This window comes from Xenorhabdus griffiniae, assembly GCF_001028135.1.
Lineage (GTDB): Bacteria > Pseudomonadota > Gammaproteobacteria > Enterobacterales > Enterobacteriaceae > Xenorhabdus > Xenorhabdus bakwenae.
The window spans coordinates 1-21,826 of sequence record NZ_LDNM01000107.1 but is presented as its reverse complement, the minus strand read 5'-3'; the positions used below and the strand labels follow the sequence as shown (position 1 = coordinate 21,826).

Here is a 21,826-nt window from a genome sequence, read left to right as displayed (position 1 = left end):
TGGTTTGGCCCGTTACCAATGGTTCGATAGCCCAGTTCTGACAAACCGAGGTTTTTCACAAACTCCGGTTTATCAATAATGTCCGCGCCATTCTTCGCTTTTTCGAGGCGAGTATCGGCAACAGTTTTTACCGCTCTAGGCGTCGTTGCCATATTTTCAGCATTACTATCAATAGCATTGCTCAATTTGGTGATACCCGCAGTCGTCAATGACGCGGCGGGTACAGTAGAATCAACCGTAGCCCGTAATGCGTTGAGTAATCCGTTTTGCAACGTTACCAAATTACCATCATCTAAAACGTCACTACCCGTCGTTTCAGCAATAAACTGTGCTACCACAGTTGTAATTACTGACGCCTGACGCCAAACTTTGTTTAACTCCTGTGATTTAGCCACACCGGAGCTAAACCCATTAGTTCGTGCGGCCAGTTTCCCATATTCCTCGTTCGATAATACGTTCGATCCGTCCGCGAGTCCGAACGGTAGAAACTCATTTTTTGCCATACTTACCTCACAATTTCACAGCCCAGCCGCCAGTATCAAAACCCGCGACATAATCATTGTTAATATCAAAACCAAATAGCCCGCCGGACGCTGAGTTAATATAATTATTAACCCGCACTGCCTCGGGTTTAATGTTCAGATAACCCTGACGGATAACCGATTTGATGACCTCTGGTATTGCACCTCCGGTTAGAAATACGTCCATCGACATGTCCTGGTTATCCATGAAAAATATTCGCGATTCCCCATCCGGTAATATCCGCTGGTAGATCCGTTCCAGCATTTCACCCGAACCATCCCAGTGATTGGCCTTGATTTTCACCCGCAGCAACGTACGGTACGTTTCATCGTCCAGCTCAGTAAATCCGCTCTCACTGTCGTACCGTCGCTGCCAACTACCGTGATCAAAGCCCAATTCTGCGGTATCGAGCGAAAAATACACGCCAACAATAGGTGTGCGCACGTATCGCGATAACCCTATCCATTCCCCCGTTGCGTCAAGCTGCTCGCCTACTGCGTTGTCCAGTGAGTAGGCTGCATTGAGTTGTCGAGCTGTTTGGGTAATGTCTGAAAGCACGCGGGTAATGAGGTCAATGTGGGCAACGAATTTAGGTGAATCACGGTGCTGAGGGGTAATGAGTTTTAGATAGTCGCTCATGTCACCACCAGTTTTATATTGTCGGGTTTACAGGTCGCTACCTCGTTGAATCGGATTTTTAAATTGCCGGTTGCTGCCGAATCCAACGAGCGCCCAATTTTAATTTCGGTAATGTCGTAGGTTTTCCCCTCCTCGTCACCTGGCAGGTTCACTGGTACAAAAATTTTGGTGAGATAAACACTGTCACCAATACGCAGCGAATTGATGTAGTCCGCTATCGCGGTTTTGATTTTGTTACCTACCGCAGTTGTATAGCCCTCAAACGGGATCAGGTGGATTTCAATAAACGTCTCTATATCTACCGGGCGAGAGAACCGTATAGGGCGTACAATGTCGTAGCAGTCGGTAATTTTGATGACGGTGTCGCCATAGGTTCCCCCGCCCGGTGTTTTTTTCAATGCAATGGCTCTGGCTATTTCCATAGCGTCACCCCCATCAACGATCACCGCGATGGAATGCGCCGATATGCCGTGCTCGTTGGTTTCACCGGTATCGTTTTCAAACCCCCTCAGACGAGAAACACCATGTATCAAACTGATAGCACCCAGCATGCCGTCGAGTACCGTTCGTGATGGCAACGCAACGGATTTACGCTGGCGTATTCTGACATCGGCATCTTTTTCTACGGCTCGCCCGGGGGTAGCGACTGAGTGGTTCTGCACGCTCTGCCAGCCACGTGTGGGTGTACCGATTTCAGTAATATCACCTACCGCTGCGGTAATTGCCCCTGTTGTCTGACACGTTGCGGTTACTGTTACCATTCCGTGGGTGCCAATAGCGACAATATCTGGCAGGTTCCACGAATATCCTTGTACATCGCGCACAGTGCCGTTTTTGATCATAGTACCGACCTGACCAATGATCTCCACGTCACAGGTGGATTTCGTTGAACTGTGACGTGTCATACCGTTGATTGCTATGTTATTGGACAATGCCGCACCCATCGCCGTTGACGGGCTATAGGAGTTAAACGCAGCAATAACAGCGTTGTTCGCATCGTGGTATGCCTGCGCGTAAATAGCGATCATCTGCGCGTCTTTGCTGTCCGGCTCGAGGTAGGCGTCCTCGCCGTAAATCTGGCGAAAATAACCTTTGAGCCGCGCAGATATGGTCGGGTAATCAGGCGCGGTAATGCCGCTCGCGGTAATTTTGGCCGCAAGCCCTAATGATTCTAGATTGAGCATAATTTATCTTTCGCTGGTTACTGTGGCTCTGCCGTAGTGGGTGTTGATAGTGGCAGTGAGGGTAATTTTTCGGGTATCGGGATTACGACTGGCATCGAGTGAAACTATCTCAGTCACGCCCTCAGTGCCGAGAATGCGCTCACGAATGGCCATTGCACTAGCATAGTTTTTCTCTAATACCGCCTCGCGGTAGGGGGTGCCCTCCGCTATGTCTAGGAACCAGTCCCCGCGCCATAAATTGAGCCGGGTTTTAACTGCCTGTGCGACTGCGTCAGGCGAATTGATCCAGAAGGTATTGTCACCCTGTCCGAAACTGTAATCGCCGTTACTATCCTCTCGTCGGTATCGCATTATTGAGGCCCTCCGGTTGTTCCGCCACCTGACTGAACACCACCATGTCGATGTTTCATCAAACTGATACCCCCCGCAGTTACATCATTTTTCACGGTAACAGGGCCATTCATCGTGGCCGCCCCACCATCCGCGCCCATCCCCTGTGACAGGTTACCGTTAATCGTCACGTTGCCGTTGAGCACAATCTCAGGTGAATTGATCTCGGTGCCGCTGTTAGCCGTTGCAGTTAATTTACCGGGGGTTTTAACCGTGATGTTATGGTTACCGGGTGACAGTTCAATGTACGCTGCGCCGTCATCTGTGCGCAGTTGTGCTGTGCTGGTGCTAATATTACCTATTTTTCGCGCCTGTGACTGAGGGCCAACAATGGCGAACCCGTCAGACAGATTGTGCTGACGCGGGTCTACGGGTTCCTGAATGCCGCCGTTCTGCCACCAGTAATCAATGCAACGGTCAGAAAAAATAACCAGGCACTCATCCCCCGATTTAACGGGGAACGTCAGAGTTACGCCGCCGCCGCGAGGAAAAATAACGGGCACGTCCACCAGCAACGGGAGCGCCACTGACTCCGTTTTGCCGTCACTGTCCGTGACTGACCAACGTATCGCGGGTTGTGCCGTCACGGTCACCGCATCGGCGTTAAATGACTGGATAATGCCAGGTATTGCCACATACAGGCCTGAACTAATCGCCTCCTGCATTAGCAGGAACGGCGTTTCTGGCGGATTAATGCGTTCAAAATGTGTGATCATGCTGGCCTCACGTCCGCTTGTACGGCGGATTGGTTGAGTATTGTTTGGTCAGATTTAGCCACGCAAACCATTTCCATGTAGTACATGGTCTCGCGCGTATCCCCGAAATAACTGACGTTGATAACAACGTAGTCGCCGTCAGCATCAATCGGAGCGGGTTGTTCCGTGGAACCGTTAGTGCTATTGCCCTGCGCAATCCCACCCGTAGATAACCCCGCCATATTGATAGACTCATTATCCAGCCGGATTAATGTTCCGGGGCGAATCTTGGGATTGATGAGGCACTTAACGTTGATCCCGCCGCCAATCGTTTGTTCCGGCATTCCAATCAGCCCGGTTTGATAGGTCAGTACCACCGCCTCAGTGAGATAGGTACGTTTCGGGATAATGTGACATTGCCCGTCCTCGTAGCGCCATTCAGCATTGTTTTGTTTTGCCAGATTGCTGAGTTCATCGCGGTGCATACCAAAACATACTTTACCGCGAGGTGCAATATTCTGTTTAAATTCAGGACGCAAACCGGCGAGAACTCCGTATTGCTCAATATCCCGCATGAGTACCCGGTCTACATCCTCCTGTGTGTACCCCGCCGATATGGTGATACTGATTGTCGCATTATTGTACGCCCGGTCACCATCGCCTGCCTGTATCACGACATAGGTATCAGTGGGGCTGTCTCTCCCCGTGTAGGTGTATTGGATCTGACCGGAGAATATCTGTCCTGAGTTACCACGGTATCCCGCTGAGAATTTTACGATTTTGTACTCGTGCTTGCGTATCCTATTGCGTGTCTCATCGTTCAGGTTATAGATTTTGAAAATGCCCGTGGCAGGCCACGCGAAACTAGGACGGGTAATGCTGAATTTGATTTTCAGCTCAGAGAGGTCGAGGCCGTTACCCTGTTCATCTGCCACAATCAGCTTGCATTCACGTAGCCATTGTTTTGACATAGCGTGACTCCGTATAAAAGAAAAAACCCGCCTTTTGAGCGGGTTGCGTTATCCAGCTTCCCCCAACGGGGGATTCTGAGAATATCAGTAAGTTAGGCTCACCCTTACCGTAAAAATACCTCGTGTATGGGGTAGTCGTGTTCAGCTATGCTGTTTCCATCGTGGATGAAACGCATCCGATTAAGCAGCTCCGCAACGATTTTCTCCACCGCTTTTAGATCCTTGCGGAGTCTCCAATACGCCTCGGCGTCGACTAAAACTTTACCCTCGGGCAGAACACTATCGCTGGCGATAGTTTGCGTATCGTCATAAATTTGAGCATTTGTTGTTGCGTTACTAGTTTCATTAACTGCTATAATCGTCATGTCTATGTTCCTCGAATTGGGTATTAGACTGTTTCACAAGAAGCCCTGACGTCCTGCCAGACAGTCAGGGCTTCGCCGTTGTAGAGCGGTAATATTTAATACGAAATTGTAACATATTGTAAAGAAAGTTAATTTTAAATTGCGATACGCTTCGAATATTAAACTATTTCTACACCAAATACAGGTAAAAACCTATTGTTAACGTCGGTAACCACTGTTAAATTGGTCAATTCTTTTTTATAGATCAAATACCGATCTCCTTATCCGGCGTACAAAAAAAGCCCCGCAGATGCGGGGAACATAAGTATTGTCCGTCCCGGCTAAAGTTAAGGGGCGGTTTATCCCCGCGTACGCGGGGAACATCTCCAGTTGCCTCATTGATCGTACTCAGGATGCGGTTTATCCCCGCGTACGCGGGGAACATATTACTACTTAGCGTGAAAGCACTTCATTTATAGGGTAGTCGATACTGGCTATACTGCGTTCATCGTGAACAAATCTCATACGGTTTTTAAGCTCCGAAAGAACTTGTTCCGAATAGCTGATATCGGTTTATCCCCGCGTGTGCGGGGAACATGTTACTTAGCGTAAAACTATTTCGTTAATGGGGTAATCAAAACCGGTAATGCACTTATCCTCATGGATGAATCGCATCCTATTAAGTAGCTCAGTGAGCATGTCACGGGTGACGTTAAGGTCTTTGCGGAGCCTCCAATAAGACTCTGCATTTACCAGCGTTTTATCATCCATGATTTTATATTTCGAAACTTTCCCGTTCGTGACCGTAACTAAGTACTGGCCGTCTCGGCTAAAGTTAAAGTTAAGGGGTTTCGATGGCTGGTTATTGGTGTGTTCGATGTTATCCGTATCGAAAAATCGGTTCTGTGCATCGACAGCGGCTTCAACTGTGGGGTAGCAACCAACAGAAATTTGCTTGGAATTCACCCAAACCATCGCCCGGTACGGGTTGACCTTGCTGTTTTGCAGGTAAACCCCCTTAGGCAGACTTCTATTGAATGATACTGCCACGTTACATTCCGAGTGGTTAACCTCAATACTTTTTTTGCTACGTAACTGCTTATCAGTAAGTGCCTGCGTGACTTGCGTTTGAAACTCAGAGCTTATATAACCTGCATAGGCAACGGCTAAGAGTTCATGCGCAAAAGTTCCCTGGATTGCTCCGCCTCGTACCATTGTGACCACTTCTTGACCTGACGCCAAATTTGGCGTTAGTTCTGCAATCAATTCTTGAGCTTGTTTACTGCGCACCCATTGATATGGCCTTTTAGCATCGACGTCAATACCACTAGACCGCTGCAACATATTCAGGTTAATCCGCCCTAGTGCATCTGTGATAAGTATGATGTTGCTAACAGCAGGTTGAGGTGCTTGTGGTTTTGCCAGTTCATTCTCCAGCTCCTGCCAACGGTCAACTAAACGTGCAGTAAATTCAGGCGACAATTGAGCAACTACAACGATGCTATCGCGCTTGCCTTTTTCGCCTGAGAAAACATAAACATTACTGCGCGCATTCGGGCTATCTGATTGATTATTATTAACTTCCACCATTGGTGGAAGTTGGATAACACCACGTTTTGCTAACCTTTCGATAGTTCTTTTTACGCTATCATGGCGTGATTCAACTAAGTCAGAAATCTCACGGCTTGACATGGTGACAGCTTGTGTTGTAGGTGCTAAAATGTTCATAGCGTTATTTCCTGTTAAATTTAACGTTGTTCTTGAAGCCCCGATGGTTGCAGCCGTTGGGGTTTTGCTTTTATTGTTCACTTGTTTCATCAAATGACCTCTCCAAACGAATAATTATTTCCTGATATTCAGCCCTGCGATTTTTCAATGCTGCATCTTTTATCTTCCAGAATAACTCTGCGGGCAGACGTATATTTTTTTGCTTAACGGTTTCTTTTTGCATGTTTCCTCTCTTATGCTATCAAATGATATCATTTGCTACCATTTGCCAAGTCTAGCTATCAAATGCTAACATGTCAATAGTTTCATTTTAGGGCTACCAACATGACTAAAAAAGACGTTCAACTGAACATACGAATGACTAGAGATCTAAAGGACAGAATAGAGGCATCAGCTAAAGCAAATAACAGAACAGCGAATGCAGAGGCTATTACTCTTATAGAGTTCGCTTTAGCGGCACAAGACCACAGCATGCCCAATCTAGTTAATGAGCATCAAAAATTAGAAAACATAGACGAAAACACATCTACCCCTAAAGAATCTCAGAATGTTAAAAATGCGATGAAACTAAACGAGGAGCTTAGAACTGAGATCATGGGGTATCTGGAAGATTTAACCGCTAGACTTGAGAAATTAGGTGTTGACATGGATGAATTAACCCCCCTCCCCGATAGAAAAAAAGCCCCGTGATGGGGCGTATTACCTTTTAGACTAATACGTATCTCGGTATCTACTTAGTATTTGACACTCAGTACCTCGAAGACCAAATACACTTCCCATACCTATGTTACAACTATCTTGTAATGACCTAACTGCCAATCTTGCGTAGTTATACCCATTTTCCGTTACATTATCTTTCATAGCTCTGAGCATACTTACCCCTTCCTGTTTTGAGGTAAGAGCATTAGAGAATGTATCAGAGAAAGATTCCCCAGATACTGCATCTTTTATGGCTTTTCTGAGGTATATATTTTCAGATAGTTCCGGATTATCATCAAAGAAATCATCTATGGTCTGCCGTACAGATTTGCTTCGCTCAGGTGCTTTACGTTCGGGCTGTGCTTGTTGCTCTGCTTGTACATTTTGTTTTGGTCTAATAGCTGCGATCTGTCTATATAATTCGGTAGACCGTTTATACCAACCAAGCAAACATTCTTCTGTTTCACAATTCTTCTCGCGCAGTTTCCAGTTTTGCTTAACTAACTTTTTAAAGTCATTACTATTACCCGTAACAACTTTAGCTTGAAGATAATCAACATAAAGCGTATCGTCAGCCTGAGATAGAGCTGGTGTGGAACATATTAGTTTTTCGGCCTTACTCGTTGCTTTGGTGCAATCGAAACTAGTAGAGGTTGCAGTAGTAGCTACCAGAGATAGTGCGACGGCTATTTTCTTTAACATCATAACTCCGTTGGTAATAAGCTATAGGTCTTTACGGCAATGCTTACAGAATATGGCTTTCTTTTTGATTAATTCATCGCAGTATGGGCAGTTTGTTAAATCCTCATCGATCTTAGCCATAACCGGAGCTACTCCCTTATTTTCATTCATTGCCCACGCCAAACATCCTAGCCATCCAATAACTGTCCATCCCACTATGAGATTTATAAAAGCAATGATATAGATCTTACTATGTATCTTTCTAGAGGCTACATAGGTCGGAAAGAAATAGACAAAGAGTGCAGCAATTGCCAGAAGTAAGCCTATAAAGCCTTCCATTAATACCTCCTCAAGTTAATTTCCACTTGTTATGAAGAAAACCAACTGATTAGTAACCAGTTTTTTTTATTTTTATATAGATATAAATGTTAAATCCGACACACGCTAAGGATGCGACTAGGGCAAGGGTAAAATATACTCACTTAGCATAGGAGCCTCCGGTGCCATAAGCATCAAATTTTGATAAAGTATAGCCTGTTACTGCTACCTAACTCTTCCCCGTTTGTCTCATTTTTTGGATTATGATTCATAAAAATCAAATTACCGTTAAAACCTAGATACCTATACCGCTCCAAAATATCTACGCCAAAAACTAATGGTATGCCCATCACTATCGGCTCGCCATTCGGGCGCATAATATCTAGTATCCAGCCCGCAATTCCCCTGTACTGTATTCTCATGCGATATTCTATGCCGCCTAGCTGAATATCAAATAATTGGTTTTCATTTAATACCGGGATCTCAACTATGTTCATGACAACCACTCCTTAATCCCGTTTATCGCTTGGTTTAGCAACGTGTCGTTGTTTTTGGGCACTACTGGCGTCACCGTCCCCCTATCCACAACAGGTCCGTTACTAAGCGGGTCTTTCATTCGCTCAGGTGGCGGGACTTTCACCCCCTCGACCGTTGCGATATCGACAATAATCACTTCTCGCAAGGTTCAAGTGACCATAAGCACATTCTCTGAGGTTTTATCCGTTTTAACCTCTATTGCCCTGATCAGCATATTTCTGTACCGACGTTTGCCCGTGATGACGTCGAACGGCTCCTTAGCAGCTCTGAGTTCGAGCAATTGTTGGTATATCTCTTTAGGGCTTTTGCCCAAGACTTCTTCGGTGTCAAAATCAAACACTTTCGTTGGCATATCAAAGCCATCAATCATCGAACCGCCACCAGCAAAGCCGATTTCCATTGTCACTTCTGACGGCTTATCGTAAGCATGATCGCTGATAGCTGCACCATGCTGTACCGGATGCTCAGTAATTTCGGTTGCGTCAATGTGCTTTTCCGATATCACTACGCTCGGCACTATCAGCCCTATTTTTCGCGTATTCTGAAAGAGTAACGTTGATAAAATGTCCATTAACTCACCTTAGTTTGTAGATTACGTACCAATATCGCCGTGTTGCGCTGCACTGTTTCGCCAGTAAGTGCGGCTGCTTCGTGCGGGGATTCAACGCCCGTGACATTAATGTTATATACCGGTGCAACTGTGGTCTGCCTATGGGTGGTATTAGAGGATGCCAACCTTGTTAGCTCAGGGGGATTACTCCTATAGCTCATCATGTTATTGGCATTTGCCATTGTATTATCGAACTTTTTCGGGTCAACAGGACCTATAATACTGCTGATATTCGCCATTGAGTTCTCAAGTGCCCGTAGTCCAAAGTTCAGGTTTTTAGCCAGCGCTTGTGTCGGGTCGCCCTGTCCCTGGATTGCAGCCATGACAAGAGGCTTGGGATACGGAAGCGGTTTTTCTATTTCTACCCGACTCATGGCGTTCATCAACGCGAACATAACATCGTCGTTATTTAAATCCAGGCGATCATGCCTGCCTACACCCAGCAGTTGCGCCACTCTATCAATATAATCCTCTGTGTGGTTCTTATCTTTTCCACCCGGGGGTGCCCATTTTCGTACAATTAAATCGACGGATTGGCGTTTAACGTCATCTGTCAGTCCATTGAAATAACGGCGTAATTGCCAAGCAGTGCGTTCTAGGCCTATGTAAGGCGTGCTGAATTTAGCAAAGCGTTTTTCAGGGTGATCTTCTTTCACTGCGCCCCGTTGTTTAGCGAACTCTATATTCAGCGGGTTGTTGTTGCGTTCACCTCGTGTTAGTGCTTCCTGTGCTTTTCCACCGTTTTTATTTGGAGCAAATTTTTCGTCAAGAATTTTGTTGGCTTCCTCTAGCGTCAGTTCTTTACGCTGAACTTTACGCTGAAGCTGATCAAGGTATGGATCGCCTGTTGGTATATCTATTGTGGTTTCTGTGAAATGATAGCCCTGGTGTTGACTACCCCATGTATTTTCTACGCCCAAAGCCTGCCCCGCGTTACCTATAAGGTGTTTTACATCTTTAACGTTAGAGTTCCATGAAGATTCCGCGCTGGCTTTTATGTTGTCCCAATCAGAATATAAATATTCTGCATACGCCAGCCATCCCGCAGCTCGTAATATTTTAACTAAGTTACCTTTACCTAACTGCGTGGATAACTTAGTTAATGACCCTAGTACGCTGGTTAACCACTTGCCACCAAGAAACAAGGCAAATCCCCAGAAAATATTTTCCCAACCGCCGACAGCATCTTTAATCCCTAATAGCGTTTCTTTAAAGGACTCGAGCTTTTTCCCCAGTGCCTTTAGCGTACCTTCCCACTTACTCCAGTCAATAAAACTATTTTTATCTTCTTTCCACCCTTGGTAATCGTCATAGAGCAGGAACATTGCTGCTAGCAAGGCGATGATAATACCGATAGGTGAGGTCAGGAAGCCCTTGTTAAGCGCCCACCATGCCGCCGCGACTAAACCGAATGTTTTAATGAGCGTTTTGCTTTCATCATCCAGCCTACCCCACCAACCGATCAAATCCTGAATGCCTTTGGCGCCGCGAAAAACCAACTGGCCTAGAATATCCGCCATAGCCATGATGGCATCGACTACCGACATAATGACTTTTTCAATAGTCGGCCAGTTATCTAGGATCAGCTTGGTGAATTTCTCTAAACTCGGTGTTAATATCCGTGCCAGTTCACCACCGACCTTTTCTTTCGCGGACTTTATAACCAATCTGAATCGTGAGAACTCGGTCATGAAAGTATTGGCGTGCTTGGCTGCTACTTCGGGGTCATAGCCCAGCGCTTTTATGATCTTCTGATAATCAGCGGCATATTCGCCCACACCCCGACGCATCGCCATGAGGGTATTTTCATCAATACCTAGGATACTGGCATATTGATTTGCCCGGTACGTTGGTAGCGCTGACAACCGTTCGCCTATCAATGCAACCAAGCTCGCGGTATCGCGCAGATTCCCATTGGCATCACGGGTCTGGACACCCATGTTACGCAAGAATCCCTCGCCACCGGGGTTGTTGCGTAAAAACTTGGCGACGCCCTCCAGCGACGCGTTCAACCCCTCGACACTGCCCCCTGCCTGACTGACCGCGTAGCCCAGCGATTTAATCTGTTCTGCGGCTCCGCCTGTGCGTTGAGCCTGCCAGTACAATTTATCCAGACCATTAGCCACAATCGCCGTAAAGCCCACCACCGAAGCGCCGGCGCTCGCCACGGCGGCACCGAGTTTAAAAACGTTGGCAGTGACTCCTGCCAGTATCGCACTGAATTTTTTCTCACCCGCGCCATCGACCTCAAAACCCAGAGAAATCAGAAAATCGCGGATTGTTTCTGCATTAGTGTTGCTCATCATGCCACCGTTTTATTAGTGCCTCGTTTTCGGCGTCTACGTCCAATGCGTCATTCATCAGAGCGATATCGGCCAGATCGATATCGCCATTTTTTAATGACTCATATTTACACATACCGTGACGAACAGGACGCATTAACAGATCGCGTCCATCAGGCAGGGTTTCCAGATCTAGGTTTGGCTGACCAGGGATTACGCGTCGCTCTCTGGCAGGTCGGGAAAAAAATTACTGAGCGACGATTTAATGACATGCCCGACAATTTTCAATAAATCCAATCCGTTAATATCGTCAAACATCAATTGCTGACCGCTGTAAATACCGCTCCATGCACCCCCTGATTCACGGCTGACCACAGACAGGCATATGTCATTAATTTCGTATCGCGCCTCTTTACCCATTGAGCGAATAGCCTCTGCCAATGGTGTGATAAAATCGGCCATATCGCCCAGTGTTGGTGTGATACCGACGGTAGGTTTGAGCGTGTCAAAAATCGGTTTTAACGCCGGTATGGCGGGTATCAATGCGACTGCTAGATCCTGTTGTTGGAACGCATTCAGTTTACCTGCACGGTATTTTTTGCCGTTAATTTCGAATTCCATACTATTATTAACCCTCGTTAAAATGTGCCGAGTATCATGTCGATTTTGCCGCAATCAAAAACCCAGCTGACTGTGTTGCCGGTTTTGGCGTTGGAAATATCCGGTATTTTCTGGAACGCGACCGAACGCCCCGTGTGTATATCGCCTGAGTGTTTGTTACGCACGAGAATGACGTTATTCCCCCACGTCGCTGACGAAAATTGTTGGGCGTTGTACATCAACATGAGTTTGGCATTGGCAGGTGAGGTTTTCAGCAATGTCACTGTGATGGTGCCTGATTTGGTCGCCGCCAGTGAGTGCATGACCTCGCCGTCAGCCCCTACGGTCATGGTGTTTTTGGCCTCTGACATGGCGATAACGATCCCCTCCTCCGAGGTCGCCGCCCCGTTAGCCAAATCGACCATTCCCCCAATGCCCGTTATCGTGGCGGATACATCCAGAAATGAGTATGTAGCCATGTGATTACCTGTTTACGTTAATGATGACATCAGCGAAATGGATCGCACCTGCCAATTTGATAGCACACTGAATAACCGGGGCTATCCGTTTCTCGCGCACAGCCTGAACCTGTTCTGATATTGGTTGAGCATAGGTATAGTACCCCTTAGTCAGCATTTCGCCCCGGTTCAGTGCCCCGAATGAATCTCCGCCCCAGAGACCGGGGGCTATCAACCCATTGGTGACGCCCTGAGCCAGTGATTGCTCCACGTTGGCCAACAATTGGGTCACCCCCTCGTCGGTCTGTGGAATTTTAGTCGTGCTGGTATACATCAGATTATAGAGGTTGGTCTGGACATAGTTTTGTAGCCAATCCAGCCCGTGGCGTTCGTCAATGAACGTCCCGTTCGCCATCACACCCTCTTGGACGATGGCGGTGTCGTTGTTGTAATGGACAAAAACATTGCCGTTTTTCGATTTGAGTGAATTCGCCTGTGTAGCGGTCAATAACTCAGCACTAATAGCGGGTTCCTGTTTGAATTTCAGGGTGATAGTGGTGCGATTGCCCTGAAAATTCACCGTGAACATGCGACCAAACAGCGATGCCACCGCATAGGGTTGTGCTGAGTATTGCCACAGCGTGCGGCTCAGGAATGTGCCTTTGAGTTGAGAGCCGATGTCGGTATCAACATCAGTGTCGAGCACATCCGTTTTAGTGACTGTATGCCCGTAAATACGGGAAACAGACGCCGATTCAATGTAGCGAGCCACACTCAGCACATCACTGTCAGACAAAGTATTGTCAGCGACGACCAGCCCGTACCATGCGCTCGACGCATCACCCAGCGCCGCTACGGCCTCGGCGATAGTCTCAGGTTGGGTGGGGTCAATAACTGTAGCGCCTGATATATCATCCAATTTCAGAATATCGCCAATATAGTTGCCACTGTCTGCGCGGGTGACATAGCCAAGTTTCCCCGTGGTTTGCAGTGTAACGGCGAAACGGGACGACGTGCTGTCCCAGCGTACTGAGGCGTTTTTCAATTTTTCAGACACACGTTCCGCGACGCCATTTAAATTGGTCTCGTTGCTAAAATCGATGCCAATAATGGCCGTTGATTTACCGTCAACAGTGAGTTTGAATGAGCCATCGGTAATCGAGGTAAATCGACTCATAGCCTGTTCTGATTTGGTCAATACGGCCCCCCGCACAGCCGCAGATACCGCTGTTTTTGCCCAGCGTCCGATATACAAATCAACGGGTTGGGGTGATTGCGAATAGTACAGCGCTGCGGCCTGATATTCAGGGGTATCCATGCCAAAATCGGCACCAACACCCTCAATATCTGTGTAATAACGCAGCCGTTCGTGCGTGTTGATTACATTACTGTCTCCGACGACCAACAACGAACCAAAATTTCTGGCCGAAGCTGCACGTGGAGCCATGTTAATTTTGACATTAACAATGCTAGAAATAGGTAACCCCTGCATGGGCTAATCTCCGAAAAATATAGATGGTGCGTCGAGCAACGATTTAACGCCGTATCGACGAACCGATTTGCGCCGCAATATGACGGTAATGTCATAGCGGCGTACCCATTGGTTATTAATGAGTTCAGGGAACGCGGTGATGCGGGAATGTTTCACCACGGATAACCCCATTTGGTTGAGTTCAGCGTTGTTCTGGCTCAGCGAAATGCCATCGCGAAAACGTGTTGCATACCCCTGACTGCGAGGGCCATAAAACGAGGCTGCGCATTCGAATTCCTCATGGCGCCAGAGTTCCCCGTGCTCATCGGTTTGGCCGGCGCAGGCCGGATTATCGTCCGCAGGCAGCTCAACAATACCGAACCCGCACCAGTCAGTACTGGCAGGCGGCTGTGCAACCGGAACAGGCGTCCATCGGGGGCGAACCATTCCGGCTGATAATCCCGACACCCCGCGCAGCCACTGACTGAGCCGCCTGTCCAATTCCTCGTCGTAGGCGGGTTCATCATCCGGCGTTAGCCACCCTGCCTGTTCTGAGGTGTTCATGGCGAACCTCCATCAAATGGCAACAACTCACAGTGCGCCTGAACAAATCCCGCACCATACGCTGTGTAGGGGTCTACGGATTTAACGAGATATTCACGGTTCTGGTAGGTGACAATATCACCCACGTGACCCGTTTCACCCGCACTCAACCGCTCAATCGTAATAATCAGAATATTGCCCGTGACGGTTTGCCCTGACATACGAATTTGCGCCTCTACCGACCGATCAACCGTCACTACCCCAGCGAATTGACTGACGGTATCGGTCGATTTTGGAAACCCATCTGCATCTACCCCAACCTGTCTGCGTCGATATATCAATGATGTGTCGCAAAAATCAGGGTCGAATAGCACATCCGTGACATCCAATAGTGGCATGGTTATTTCTCCGATTTATTCCGAACCACATAGGTGATTGAACGACGGTACGAACCTGTGTCTATCAGTGGTCGGGCGTTAGAATTATCGGGTGTATTCCCTGCCCGTCGATTCTCCATCTCAGCTTTCGCCCCTTTGCGCCCTCGTCTGGCGCGGGCGGCAACGGTTGGGTCTGCCAGTGGTTCAAAATCATGCGTCGTCATGTAACGTTGCACGCCCTGAACTGCCAGCATCCCCGCTTTATTCAACGCTTTTTCCGCCTTGTCCTGTTTACCGTCCAGTACCGCTTCCGCCGCGATTTTCAGTTGTTCTGTGGTTTTATCTTCCACTGAATGAACCCCGGGGCGGAGATGCGGACGGGGCGGAATATTCTGAGCAGGGGAACCGAATTCGTTGATATAGCCAATCCCAGCATTGCCGAACGGCACATCATCACGACTACTGTTTTCAGCGGGAACGCCCACCAGTACGTCACGATTGCCGATGGTTTTTAGCGCGTCTAAAATGGCGTTAGCCCTGTCAACTCTGATTTTCAGCCCGCTTTTCATAACTGGATACCTCCTGCGCCAAACGACATCAACAGTTCGTAGAACTCAGAACCATAGCGGGTGTTGTTCCAGAATCCGGCGTTAGGGTTCAGGGTCGCGCCAGTGTCATAACTGACGCTGACTTTATCCACCGATTTAGAGGATACTACGCCACTATTAGCGCCACCTGTTCCGCCCGCTGCTACCGACCGACTATCCGCCGCCCACAGTGTCATGTAATGGGCTACCATCAATTCCACCACATAGCCGAACATATCCCCGAACCTGTTTTCGTCTAGCTGTTTATCAGCCAGATTCAACCGGAACTGGATTCGAGTATCGGGGAATTTGACGGTGTCAGAGAACTGAGGAAAATCGAGGCGGAACTGAGCTACGGTGGGCAGAACCCTATTTTTTGTTGCCCCCATTTTTACCCCCGGTGTTGTTGGTCTGATTTGGTTTTGCAAGACCCAAAACCAGCTCATCTATCCGAGTATCCCGCTCCTCAAGTTGCTGTTTCAACTCAGCAATCTGGGTGCCACGTTCCACCAGTTGGTTATCACGTTCTGCGATAATTTCTCTGAGTTCGGTATAGATAGCTTCATGATCATCCTGTACCGTATCCTCTACCGCGCCGATGGTTTCCGCATGAGCCTGTACGAACCAATGTTGGGCGACTGATTCACTAACATCATAGTTTCCGACAGTGAATGCCTGAGATTCGCCGTTATCATGAGTGAATCGAAATGGTGTATGTACTCTGATTTTCATCATTAAATACCGTCCATATAGTTCAGAGTTTCACGATAGACCAGCTCAACCGCACCCAATTTTCCGTAATAGGTCACCATCTGATACAAGCCGCGATACTGGATCGGAATGCTCTGTAGAGGCACCATTGGGAAACGAATGAATTTTTTGTCATTGGTATAGGCTATGGCGCGGTCTTTACCTGCAACGCCTGCACCTTTCGCCCATTTCACCGCACGGATATTCAATGGTGTACCATTCTGGTGATACGCAATGGTGTTAGTTTGCAGATACGTTAACAGCGACTGGTTACCCGCCGTGGAAACAATAATTGATGAAAGCAATGCGTACTGCTCAGGCGGAATTAACAAATCAGTCGGCACCATCGTATAGGCTGAATGTGCCCACGCATCGCTCAACAACTGGTTGATGCTCTCGCGAATTTCGTCTGGCGTAGACTGCGCCCAAGGTTTACGGGCGTTACTGAGGTTAGCGCGTTTCTGGTTCAGCATCCCCTGTAATCCCAGACTCGCGTCACCAACATAGACCTGCTCGTCTACGTCCATGTTCCATTTCAGCGTCATGCCGTCATGTTTCTGGGAATCGATAGGGCGACCGACCTGTTGTGCTGCGTTCAGTTCAATAATTGTCCAACCTAATTCCATTCCCCATAGGGTCAATGGGTGTCCGTCACGCTCAATATTGACGCTAATTCCGGCTAGTGCTGTTGAGTTTCCAGCCACCCAGTTTTTACCGTTCGGGTTGATTGAACCTGCTGCGGCAAATTGGGTATTTGTCCAAGTCGCCATATCGTCGGCAATAGTCACGTCCTCGCGATACTGGATATCACGGCTGTACGTGTATTGCACCAAAGGTAGATTAACGGTCTGATCCAGTCGTTCCAGCTCGCCTATCAGAAAAGCGCCGCTGCTATCTATGGTGCGTTGGTCAAAAGTAAGCATAAGTTCCCTCGTTAAATCTTGTAAGAAATTTCAACATTACCGTCAGCATCGCCCGCGCCGGTAAACTGTGCATTGGGCAATAACACGGATTCACCCTCGATAGCCACATTCAGAAAGCTACCTAGGGGACTTTTTTCAGTGGATTTACCTATCCGCACATAGACCGCTGCACCTTTTTTGATGCTAGACGCGTCGCCGTCGAGTTTCACGATGATGTAGCCACGTTTCAAATTATCGCCAGTGTAGTTATTATCCGTACCAATAATGCGTTCTCTGTCTGGCATACTGGTTGTGGGGTAGACGCGAACATAAATGCCCTGGATCTGGTCCACCGTATCGCCCTCAGCCAGTGGCACGAAATAATCACCCTCGTATTTTCCTGCCAAGCCATAGGCTGGGAACAAGTTTGCTGATTTCAGAAAAATAGGTTCAACGGTCATGTCCTGTAGGCGTGAGATGCCACCGGGAATGCCAAGAGGCATCCGCGTTAAATATGCTGTCATAGTATTATTTACTCCGATTTGCCCAAAAGTCGGCGTTTTGTTTATTCAGGTCGGCAATAGTATTGCCAGAGGATTTTTTAAGGGAGGAACTATCACCCGTTGCCTTAACGTTGCGGTTTTTTGCCAGTTCAGCCACGGCATTAAACGCCAGATCAACAACATGTTTAGGCAGTTTTCTGATTTCGGCATCACCAACGATATTACGCACCATCGCCTGATCTGCACTGACCAGCACTTGACGTTTAAATGCTGTCAACCGGGACGGTTTGGACAAGTCGAACCCCGGAATAATCAACTCAGCTTTGTACGCTGAATCGCCTGTGATTTTTTCCTCTTTCTCGTCCTTTTCGTCATCCCCGTCCCCTGTTTGCTCCTTTTTCTCAGGGTCGGTTTCGTTATCACTGGTTTTACCCTCCAGCGCATCTAGACGAGAAAGTATCGCCTGCGCCCATGATGGAACCTCAGTATCTGCCGTGCCGCCAGTAGACATCTCCGGATCTTTGTTCGGTAAAGGGTGTTGAGGGCTGATATTGATGTTAATGGCTTTGGGTATTTCGCCTGTGCCCTCATCGCCAGTAACCGATTCAGGGGCACTATTCAACGCTTCTTCCATCGCCGCCGAGTCTTTGGTTTTATGCGCTCGTCTCAGGCGCTGCAACCATTTTTGTGCTGTATTAGACATACTATCTCCAATTGAACAACGTATACCGGCGCGCCCGTTTTGGACTAACGCCACGTGATTACCTGTGATTTGATATTGATCAGCTTTGCCTTTGGCGGTTTGCCGATATTCCGCGTTATAGCCGCACGATACCTCATCAAGCCCTACGTCTATGGCCGACATAGCCTCAGTGTCTTTAATGATGAGGTCAGCCAGCATCAGGTCAGACTGTTCACCCTCACCGCGCCTGACGTTTTGAACATGCCCATAGGCCAATTCGCGCCAGTTTTCAGGGTCAACAAACATGATGTTGCCGTTGTCATCCTCGGGGTGCTGTATCGTGACGGTCATCCCCTCAAACGAGGCTAATGTTGCCTCGCTGAAAACCTCGTCAGGTGAGCGTTCAACAACAATCTCGCCATCATCATCTGGCTCTAAATCGGGCAAATCAAAATCCGCGTAAAGCTGCGTGCCCGTTCTGGCGATGGGAACGTCTTTACACAATAGAGAGCCGTCCGCCAGTTGGTAACGGGTGTTGCCAAGACGGGTAGTAAAGAAATATTTCAACGTATCCTCCACCACATCCAGACAGCGGAAATACTCCAACACGATATCCCATACAGAAAATCGATCCATGTGCCGTGCAGCATGAACCAGAGTCCCCCAAGTATTGGAGTTATCCAGCTATAGAATTCAAAATCGCTCATAATTTAATCTTCCGGTATGACGACTTCACAGTAACAACGGCAATTAGGCAGTGTGCCCGCGTGCCCTGTCAGGCCGTCCAGTGTCGGAGGTAAAGCCCATTCAACAAATTGCCCCTCCATTTTTTGATGAGAATCGCGAACGTCCGGATCGTCAGCCGTGCGCCAGATATAACCGGTTGAGCCAATGTTTAGCGCTCGTGCCTGCGTCAGCGCAACTTGTGCCCTGCCTAGTTCTGTTCTGGCGATGAGTTTGGCTCTGGATAACGCCACCTCGCCCGTTCTGGCAATTTCCTGTGCGAACAGCTCATGCCGACCACCAGTAACAACAGCCTCTATCGCCTGATTGTGGATGTCGTACACCCGATCCGCCGCCGCTATAGGTAGTGATTTGATGTATTTAATTTGCTCATCAACGATGGAGCGCATCACATGCCCAACGGGCGTGTTGTTCACTAAATGGCGAAGTTCCTGGCTGATTAACTGGCTACGCTGACGCCATTCTTTCTCGTTATGGCGATTCACATCCAACGCAAAACGTTGTGCCACTCGCTGCGCCCACGGCGTAATTAACTCGCTGTAACTGTCCAGTGCATCCATGATTTCCGTGACGGAATCATTAGAACCATCGTAGGAATTTCTTACGATGTCGCCTACCGCCTGTGCTATCGCCCGTAGGCTTGTTCGATACTGTTTTTCTGGTTGACTGGATATTTTCGGCACTTTCCGTTTCCGATTTCGCGACAAAACCATTGCCTACACTCCCCATGATTTGTTCAGCCTCCGATTGCTCCATGTGATAGGCCGATATCAGCATTTGAATTCCGGTTTCACGGGGGAGCACCCCCGATGCTACAGAACTGACAATTTCAACCATGCTCGATATTTGAGCACCATTCAGATCGGTATTGCCCGTATTCTCAACGAGGGTATTGGGTAGTATCGTGCTGTCCAGCTCATCGAGTTGAGGCGGTGCACCATCATCAGCGTTGTTGATATCCTCATCGGTTATTGAGCCACCAATGCCCGTAACATCAGCCATTTCGCGTAAATCGTTCATGGCTGCCTGTAAATTCATCATACCGCCATCGAGTGCGCCATTCAGGGCGTTGACGGTATTCACTGCAATTGTGGAGCGGTCGAGATCGGACATTTGCCACAGCGGATTAAACTCGAATGTAAAATCATCCGGTAATGGTTTCTCAAACTCAGAGCGGTGCATCACATCCAATAAACGGCGGATAGGTTGGCGTAACCGCCGCTCCTGTTGGGTGCCGATATTGTCGTAATAGTTGGCAAGATCCGCATCGCCGGTAGAAAAACCCTGTGGCGACTGCCCGAACAAACGTACCAAAGGAATACCCACCGCGCCTGATATTTGTTCAGCAAACTGTGCCAGCACATTATCCAGACCACTGAACGAGTATTGATGCGTTTCAAACTCATCGGTTTTATCCATCAGTGTCATGCCTTCGTTGCTCTGGAACTGACGGATCATGTCCATGTGTTTGAGCAACGCGTCCAATCGCTCACCGCCCATCGCAATGATTTCTCGCAGTTTGTCGATACTGTAAGTTCTCAGATGCGCCTTATAAACCAACTGTGCCGCACCGGTTGTGGCACTATCAAATGCCGTGAGCCTGTCGTAAATACGTTCAACAATCGACATGCCCCACTCGTTCTCGGTCTGTGCTTGCTGGTACGGCAGCGTTACACCATCGAACCGAATCAGGCGACTGTGATGGATTTTCCACGCAGGTACACCACGCCCTGTGTTAGTGATCTGGTAGAATTCGGGTTTACCTAAATCCTTACCAATCTCTTTAATACGGCGGTTTAAATCAGGCTCAACCTGCCAACGGTCGAGTGGCAACAGCCCTCTGAATTTGCCTTTGCCAATAGTTTCAGGACGTAACGGAGCAAATGGCGCCTGCCCCTCAATCAGGATTAATCCGACTGCCCCGCCGTAGAGCCGTGACCATTTGATGATGTTGTTCAGGTTTTCCCACAGTTCCAGTTCGTCGAATAGAGATTCCAGCACGCCACGCGCCTTGGGGTCTATTTCAGATGTGATGCGAATACCCTTGCGGGTCATATCATCAGCCACTGAGTCCACCGCTGCCCCGATAATCCAAGACGAACGGTACGCATTTTCTATCAGCATTTGGTTACGGCTCGTCCAGTTTGGACGATACGTAGACGCCGCGTGCTGGTTCGGTGCGTGCATCCCGACACGCGCCATCATGTTCTCGTAGCTGTCTGCGGTGAGCTGCGGTTTGCGATTATTTTTCGCCATTAATAACCTCGTCCTAATATTTCCCAGATTTCCATTGAAATATCCATCGGGGCGTAAAGGATCATGACTGAGTCAGCCAGATTGGGGGATTTAGTCCCGTCCGGTTTTTTGTCCACAACTATTTTCCCGACACCATTCACAGAATAGGTAGGTTGTGACAATTCCATAATGAGTTTATCTTTCAGCGGCATTTCACCGGAAATAGCTATCAGCTCATCAGGATCGTAAAAACGCCCCTCACTCACTGCCCTGTGGGTTTTCTGAAAGCGGGTGCGCAGCGCCCACCATGTCTGCGCTTTCGCGTTGGCGAAAAAATCTTTATTTAGTCGGGGTTCGCTGAATGCATCCCCCGG

28 protein-coding genes and 2 pseudogenes are annotated in these 21,826 nt (G+C 48.2%); 1 reads left to right on the top strand and 29 read right to left on the bottom strand.

Features of this window, described 5'->3' with window-relative positions; genetic code table 11:
• The 9 genes from AAY47_RS16950 to AAY47_RS21845 form a co-directional block, all read right to left on the bottom strand.
• Positions 1 to 503: phage tail protein (locus tag AAY47_RS16950; RefSeq protein ID WP_047771346.1), on the bottom strand; the 503-nt coding region annotated here is incomplete at its 3' end.
• A 7-nt stretch (positions 504 to 510) separates the two neighbouring features.
• The gene (locus tag AAY47_RS16945; RefSeq protein WP_047771344.1) at positions 511 to 1,161 is read right to left on the bottom strand and encodes a DUF2612 domain-containing protein; all 651 of its coding nucleotides are present in this window, start codon (positions 1,159 to 1,161) and stop codon (positions 511 to 513) included.
• Positions 1,158 to 2,345, bottom strand: a complete 1,188-nt coding sequence (locus AAY47_RS16940) for a baseplate J/gp47 family protein (protein ID WP_047771342.1) — start codon at positions 2,343 to 2,345, stop codon at positions 1,158 to 1,160. The genes AAY47_RS16945 and AAY47_RS16940 overlap by 4 nt, the downstream gene beginning before the upstream one ends.
• A 3-nt stretch (positions 2,346 to 2,348) precedes the next feature.
• Positions 2,349 to 2,696 carry a hypothetical protein gene (locus tag AAY47_RS16935; protein WP_047771340.1) on the bottom strand — a complete coding sequence of 116 codons (348 nt, stop codon included), beginning with the start codon at positions 2,694 to 2,696 and terminating at the stop codon, positions 2,349 to 2,351.
• On the bottom strand, positions 2,696 to 3,451 hold the full coding sequence (locus AAY47_RS16930) for a phage baseplate assembly protein V (RefSeq protein WP_047771338.1): 756 nt from the start codon (positions 3,449 to 3,451) through the stop codon (positions 2,696 to 2,698). The genes AAY47_RS16935 and AAY47_RS16930 overlap by 1 nt, the downstream gene beginning before the upstream one ends.
• Complete coding sequence (locus AAY47_RS16925; protein WP_047771337.1) at positions 3,448 to 4,401, bottom strand: phage protein; 954 nt, start codon at positions 4,399 to 4,401, stop codon at positions 3,448 to 3,450. The genes AAY47_RS16930 and AAY47_RS16925 overlap by 4 nt, the downstream gene beginning before the upstream one ends.
• A 104-nt stretch (positions 4,402 to 4,505) precedes the next feature.
• Complete coding sequence (locus AAY47_RS16920) at positions 4,506 to 4,766, bottom strand: hypothetical protein (RefSeq protein ID WP_047771335.1); 261 nt, start codon at positions 4,764 to 4,766, stop codon at positions 4,506 to 4,508.
• 582 nt (positions 4,767 to 5,348) lie between these two features.
• A complete protein-coding gene (locus AAY47_RS23365) occupies positions 5,349 to 6,563 on the bottom strand; it encodes a KilA-N domain-containing protein (protein WP_053014326.1) in 1,215 nt (404 codons plus the stop codon).
• Positions 6,544 to 6,696 (bottom strand): Arc family DNA-binding protein, encoded by a 153-nt coding sequence (locus AAY47_RS21845; protein ID WP_152669830.1) that lies wholly within the window; start codon positions 6,694 to 6,696, stop codon positions 6,544 to 6,546. Before AAY47_RS21845 ends, AAY47_RS23365 begins: the two co-directional genes overlap by 20 nt.
• 101 nt (positions 6,697 to 6,797) lie before the next feature.
• Between AAY47_RS21845 and AAY47_RS16910 the strand changes: the two genes are divergently transcribed.
• Positions 6,798 to 7,163 (top strand): Arc family DNA-binding protein, encoded by a 366-nt coding sequence (locus AAY47_RS16910; protein WP_047771333.1) that lies wholly within the window; start codon positions 6,798 to 6,800, stop codon positions 7,161 to 7,163.
• 21 nt (positions 7,164 to 7,184) lie between these two features.
• On the opposite strand, the gene AAY47_RS22465 is transcribed toward AAY47_RS16910, so the two are convergent.
• From AAY47_RS22465 to AAY47_RS16815, 20 genes and pseudogenes are all read right to left on the bottom strand, one after another.
• Positions 7,185 to 7,874 carry a lysozyme inhibitor LprI family protein gene (locus tag AAY47_RS22465; protein WP_053014325.1) on the bottom strand — a complete coding sequence of 230 codons (690 nt, stop codon included), beginning with the start codon at positions 7,872 to 7,874 and terminating at the stop codon, positions 7,185 to 7,187.
• Between the two features lie 21 nt (positions 7,875 to 7,895).
• Entirely contained in the window at positions 7,896 to 8,192 is a 297-nt protein-coding gene (locus AAY47_RS20100; protein ID WP_053014324.1) for a superinfection immunity protein, read from the bottom strand.
• A gap of 173 nt (positions 8,193 to 8,365) precedes the next feature.
• The gene (locus AAY47_RS16895) at positions 8,366 to 8,668 is read right to left on the bottom strand and encodes a phage baseplate plug family protein (protein ID WP_047771331.1); all 303 of its coding nucleotides are present in this window, start codon (positions 8,666 to 8,668) and stop codon (positions 8,366 to 8,368) included.
• A pseudogene (locus tag AAY47_RS16890) lies at positions 8,665 to 9,279 on the bottom strand (phage baseplate protein). Before AAY47_RS16890 ends, AAY47_RS16895 begins: the two are co-directional and overlap by 4 nt.
• On the bottom strand, positions 9,279 to 11,621 hold the full coding sequence (locus AAY47_RS16885) for a hypothetical protein (protein WP_053014323.1): 2,343 nt from the start codon (positions 11,619 to 11,621) through the stop codon (positions 9,279 to 9,281). The pseudogene AAY47_RS16890 and the gene AAY47_RS16885 overlap by 1 nt, the downstream one beginning before the upstream one ends.
• Positions 11,608 to 11,757: a DUF6889 family protein gene (locus tag AAY47_RS22305; protein WP_167400592.1), complete on the bottom strand. Its 150-nt coding sequence runs from the start codon at positions 11,755 to 11,757 to the stop codon at positions 11,608 to 11,610. The genes AAY47_RS16885 and AAY47_RS22305 overlap by 14 nt, the downstream gene beginning before the upstream one ends.
• Before the next feature lie 56 nt (positions 11,758 to 11,813).
• Complete coding sequence (locus tag AAY47_RS16880) at positions 11,814 to 12,221, bottom strand: phage tail assembly chaperone (protein WP_047771329.1); 408 nt, start codon at positions 12,219 to 12,221, stop codon at positions 11,814 to 11,816.
• Between the two features lie 17 nt (positions 12,222 to 12,238).
• A complete protein-coding gene (locus tag AAY47_RS16875) occupies positions 12,239 to 12,679 on the bottom strand; it encodes a DUF3277 family protein (RefSeq protein ID WP_047771328.1) in 441 nt (146 codons plus the stop codon).
• Between the two features lie 4 nt (positions 12,680 to 12,683).
• Positions 12,684 to 14,150: a DUF3383 domain-containing protein gene (locus AAY47_RS16870; protein WP_047771326.1), complete on the bottom strand. Its 1,467-nt coding sequence runs from the start codon at positions 14,148 to 14,150 to the stop codon at positions 12,684 to 12,686.
• 3 nt (positions 14,151 to 14,153) lie between these two features.
• Entirely contained in the window at positions 14,154 to 14,693 is a 540-nt protein-coding gene (locus AAY47_RS16865; protein ID WP_047771324.1) for a hypothetical protein, read from the bottom strand.
• Complete coding sequence (locus AAY47_RS16860; RefSeq protein WP_047771322.1) at positions 14,690 to 15,070, bottom strand: hypothetical protein; 381 nt, start codon at positions 15,068 to 15,070, stop codon at positions 14,690 to 14,692. The genes AAY47_RS16865 and AAY47_RS16860 overlap by 4 nt, the downstream gene beginning before the upstream one ends.
• Before the next feature lie 2 nt (positions 15,071 to 15,072).
• Positions 15,073 to 15,618 carry a hypothetical protein gene (locus AAY47_RS16855; RefSeq protein ID WP_047771321.1) on the bottom strand — a complete coding sequence of 182 codons (546 nt, stop codon included), beginning with the start codon at positions 15,616 to 15,618 and terminating at the stop codon, positions 15,073 to 15,075.
• Positions 15,615 to 16,025: a DUF4054 domain-containing protein gene (locus AAY47_RS16850; protein ID WP_047771319.1), complete on the bottom strand. Its 411-nt coding sequence runs from the start codon at positions 16,023 to 16,025 to the stop codon at positions 15,615 to 15,617. Before AAY47_RS16850 ends, AAY47_RS16855 begins: the two co-directional genes overlap by 4 nt.
• Entirely contained in the window at positions 16,006 to 16,368 is a 363-nt protein-coding gene (locus tag AAY47_RS16845) for an STY1053 family phage-associated protein (protein ID WP_053014322.1), read from the bottom strand. The genes AAY47_RS16850 and AAY47_RS16845 overlap by 20 nt, the downstream gene beginning before the upstream one ends.
• Positions 16,369 to 16,370: 2 nt before the next feature.
• Positions 16,371 to 17,309 carry a DUF2184 domain-containing protein gene (locus tag AAY47_RS16840; protein ID WP_047771315.1) on the bottom strand — a complete coding sequence of 313 codons (939 nt, stop codon included), beginning with the start codon at positions 17,307 to 17,309 and terminating at the stop codon, positions 16,371 to 16,373.
• Positions 17,310 to 17,320: 11 nt separating this feature from the next.
• A complete protein-coding gene (locus tag AAY47_RS16835; RefSeq protein WP_047771313.1) occupies positions 17,321 to 17,812 on the bottom strand; it encodes a structural cement protein Gp24 in 492 nt (163 codons plus the stop codon).
• Between the two features lie 4 nt (positions 17,813 to 17,816).
• Positions 17,817 to 19,040: a DUF2213 domain-containing protein gene (locus AAY47_RS16830; protein WP_047771347.1), complete on the bottom strand. Its 1,224-nt coding sequence runs from the start codon at positions 19,038 to 19,040 to the stop codon at positions 17,817 to 17,819.
• Positions 19,041 to 19,183: 143 nt separating this feature from the next.
• A complete protein-coding gene (locus tag AAY47_RS16825) occupies positions 19,184 to 19,900 on the bottom strand; it encodes a phage minor head protein (protein WP_327213549.1) in 717 nt (238 codons plus the stop codon).
• Positions 19,797 to 21,473 (bottom strand): DUF1073 domain-containing protein, encoded by a 1,677-nt coding sequence (locus tag AAY47_RS16820; RefSeq protein ID WP_047771309.1) that lies wholly within the window; start codon positions 21,471 to 21,473, stop codon positions 19,797 to 19,799. Before AAY47_RS16820 ends, AAY47_RS16825 begins: the two co-directional genes overlap by 104 nt.
• Positions 21,473 to 21,826: pseudogene (locus AAY47_RS16815) on the bottom strand (TerL protein); the annotation flags it as partial. The gene AAY47_RS16820 and the pseudogene AAY47_RS16815, both read right to left, overlap by 1 nt.

What these genes read in the sequence shown, in the direction of transcription:
- AAY47_RS16860 (WP_047771322.1), bottom strand. Translation starts at nt 15,070, where the DNA reads ATGCCACTATTGGATGTCACGGATGTGCTATTCGACCCTGATTTTTGC.
- AAY47_RS20100 (WP_053014324.1), bottom strand. Translation starts at nt 8,192, where the DNA reads ATGGAAGGCTTTATAGGCTTACTTCTGGCAATTGCTGCACTCTTTGTC.
- AAY47_RS16835 (WP_047771313.1), bottom strand. Translation starts at nt 17,812, where the DNA reads ATGACAGCATATTTAACGCGGATGCCTCTTGGCATTCCCGGTGGCATC.
- AAY47_RS16820 (WP_047771309.1), bottom strand. Translation starts at nt 21,473, where the DNA reads ATGGCGAAAAATAATCGCAAACCGCAGCTCACCGCAGACAGCTACGAG.
- AAY47_RS16865 (WP_047771324.1), bottom strand. Translation starts at nt 14,693, where the DNA reads ATGAACACCTCAGAACAGGCAGGGTGGCTAACGCCGGATGATGAACCC.
- AAY47_RS16895 (WP_047771331.1), bottom strand. Translation starts at nt 8,668, where the DNA reads ATGAACATAGTTGAGATCCCGGTATTAAATGAAAACCAATTATTTGAT.
- AAY47_RS16925 (WP_047771337.1), bottom strand. Translation starts at nt 4,401, where the DNA reads ATGTCAAAACAATGGCTACGTGAATGCAAGCTGATTGTGGCAGATGAA.
- AAY47_RS21845 (WP_152669830.1), bottom strand. Translation starts at nt 6,696, where the DNA reads ATGCAAAAAGAAACCGTTAAGCAAAAAAATATACGTCTGCCCGCAGAG.
- AAY47_RS16850 (WP_047771319.1), bottom strand. Translation starts at nt 16,025, where the DNA reads ATGGGGGCAACAAAAAATAGGGTTCTGCCCACCGTAGCTCAGTTCCGC.
- AAY47_RS16880 (WP_047771329.1), bottom strand. Translation starts at nt 12,221, where the DNA reads ATGGAATTCGAAATTAACGGCAAAAAATACCGTGCAGGTAAACTGAAT.
- AAY47_RS16845 (WP_053014322.1), bottom strand. Translation starts at nt 16,368, where the DNA reads ATGAAAATCAGAGTACATACACCATTTCGATTCACTCATGATAACGGC.
- AAY47_RS16940 (WP_047771342.1), bottom strand. Translation starts at nt 2,345, where the DNA reads ATGCTCAATCTAGAATCATTAGGGCTTGCGGCCAAAATTACCGCGAGC.
- AAY47_RS16920 (WP_047771335.1), bottom strand. Translation starts at nt 4,766, where the DNA reads ATGACGATTATAGCAGTTAATGAAACTAGTAACGCAACAACAAATGCT.
- AAY47_RS22305 (WP_167400592.1), bottom strand. Translation starts at nt 11,757, where the DNA reads ATGCGTCCTGTTCGTCACGGTATGTGTAAATATGAGTCATTAAAAAAT.
- AAY47_RS16935 (WP_047771340.1), bottom strand. Translation starts at nt 2,696, where the DNA reads ATGCGATACCGACGAGAGGATAGTAACGGCGATTACAGTTTCGGACAG.
- AAY47_RS16910 (WP_047771333.1), top strand. Translation starts at nt 6,798, where the DNA reads ATGACTAAAAAAGACGTTCAACTGAACATACGAATGACTAGAGATCTA.
- AAY47_RS16875 (WP_047771328.1), bottom strand. Translation starts at nt 12,679, where the DNA reads ATGGCTACATACTCATTTCTGGATGTATCCGCCACGATAACGGGCATT.
- AAY47_RS16855 (WP_047771321.1), bottom strand. Translation starts at nt 15,618, where the DNA reads ATGAAAAGCGGGCTGAAAATCAGAGTTGACAGGGCTAACGCCATTTTA.
- AAY47_RS16945 (WP_047771344.1), bottom strand. Translation starts at nt 1,161, where the DNA reads ATGAGCGACTATCTAAAACTCATTACCCCTCAGCACCGTGATTCACCT.
- AAY47_RS16870 (WP_047771326.1), bottom strand. Translation starts at nt 14,150, where the DNA reads ATGCAGGGGTTACCTATTTCTAGCATTGTTAATGTCAAAATTAACATG.
- AAY47_RS22465 (WP_053014325.1), bottom strand. Translation starts at nt 7,874, where the DNA reads ATGTTAAAGAAAATAGCCGTCGCACTATCTCTGGTAGCTACTACTGCA.
- AAY47_RS16840 (WP_047771315.1), bottom strand. Translation starts at nt 17,309, where the DNA reads ATGCTTACTTTTGACCAACGCACCATAGATAGCAGCGGCGCTTTTCTG.
- AAY47_RS16885 (WP_053014323.1), bottom strand. Translation starts at nt 11,621, where the DNA reads ATGAGCAACACTAATGCAGAAACAATCCGCGATTTTCTGATTTCTCTG.
- AAY47_RS23365 (WP_053014326.1), bottom strand. Translation starts at nt 6,563, where the DNA reads ATGAAACAAGTGAACAATAAAAGCAAAACCCCAACGGCTGCAACCATC.
- AAY47_RS16930 (WP_047771338.1), bottom strand. Translation starts at nt 3,451, where the DNA reads ATGATCACACATTTTGAACGCATTAATCCGCCAGAAACGCCGTTCCTG.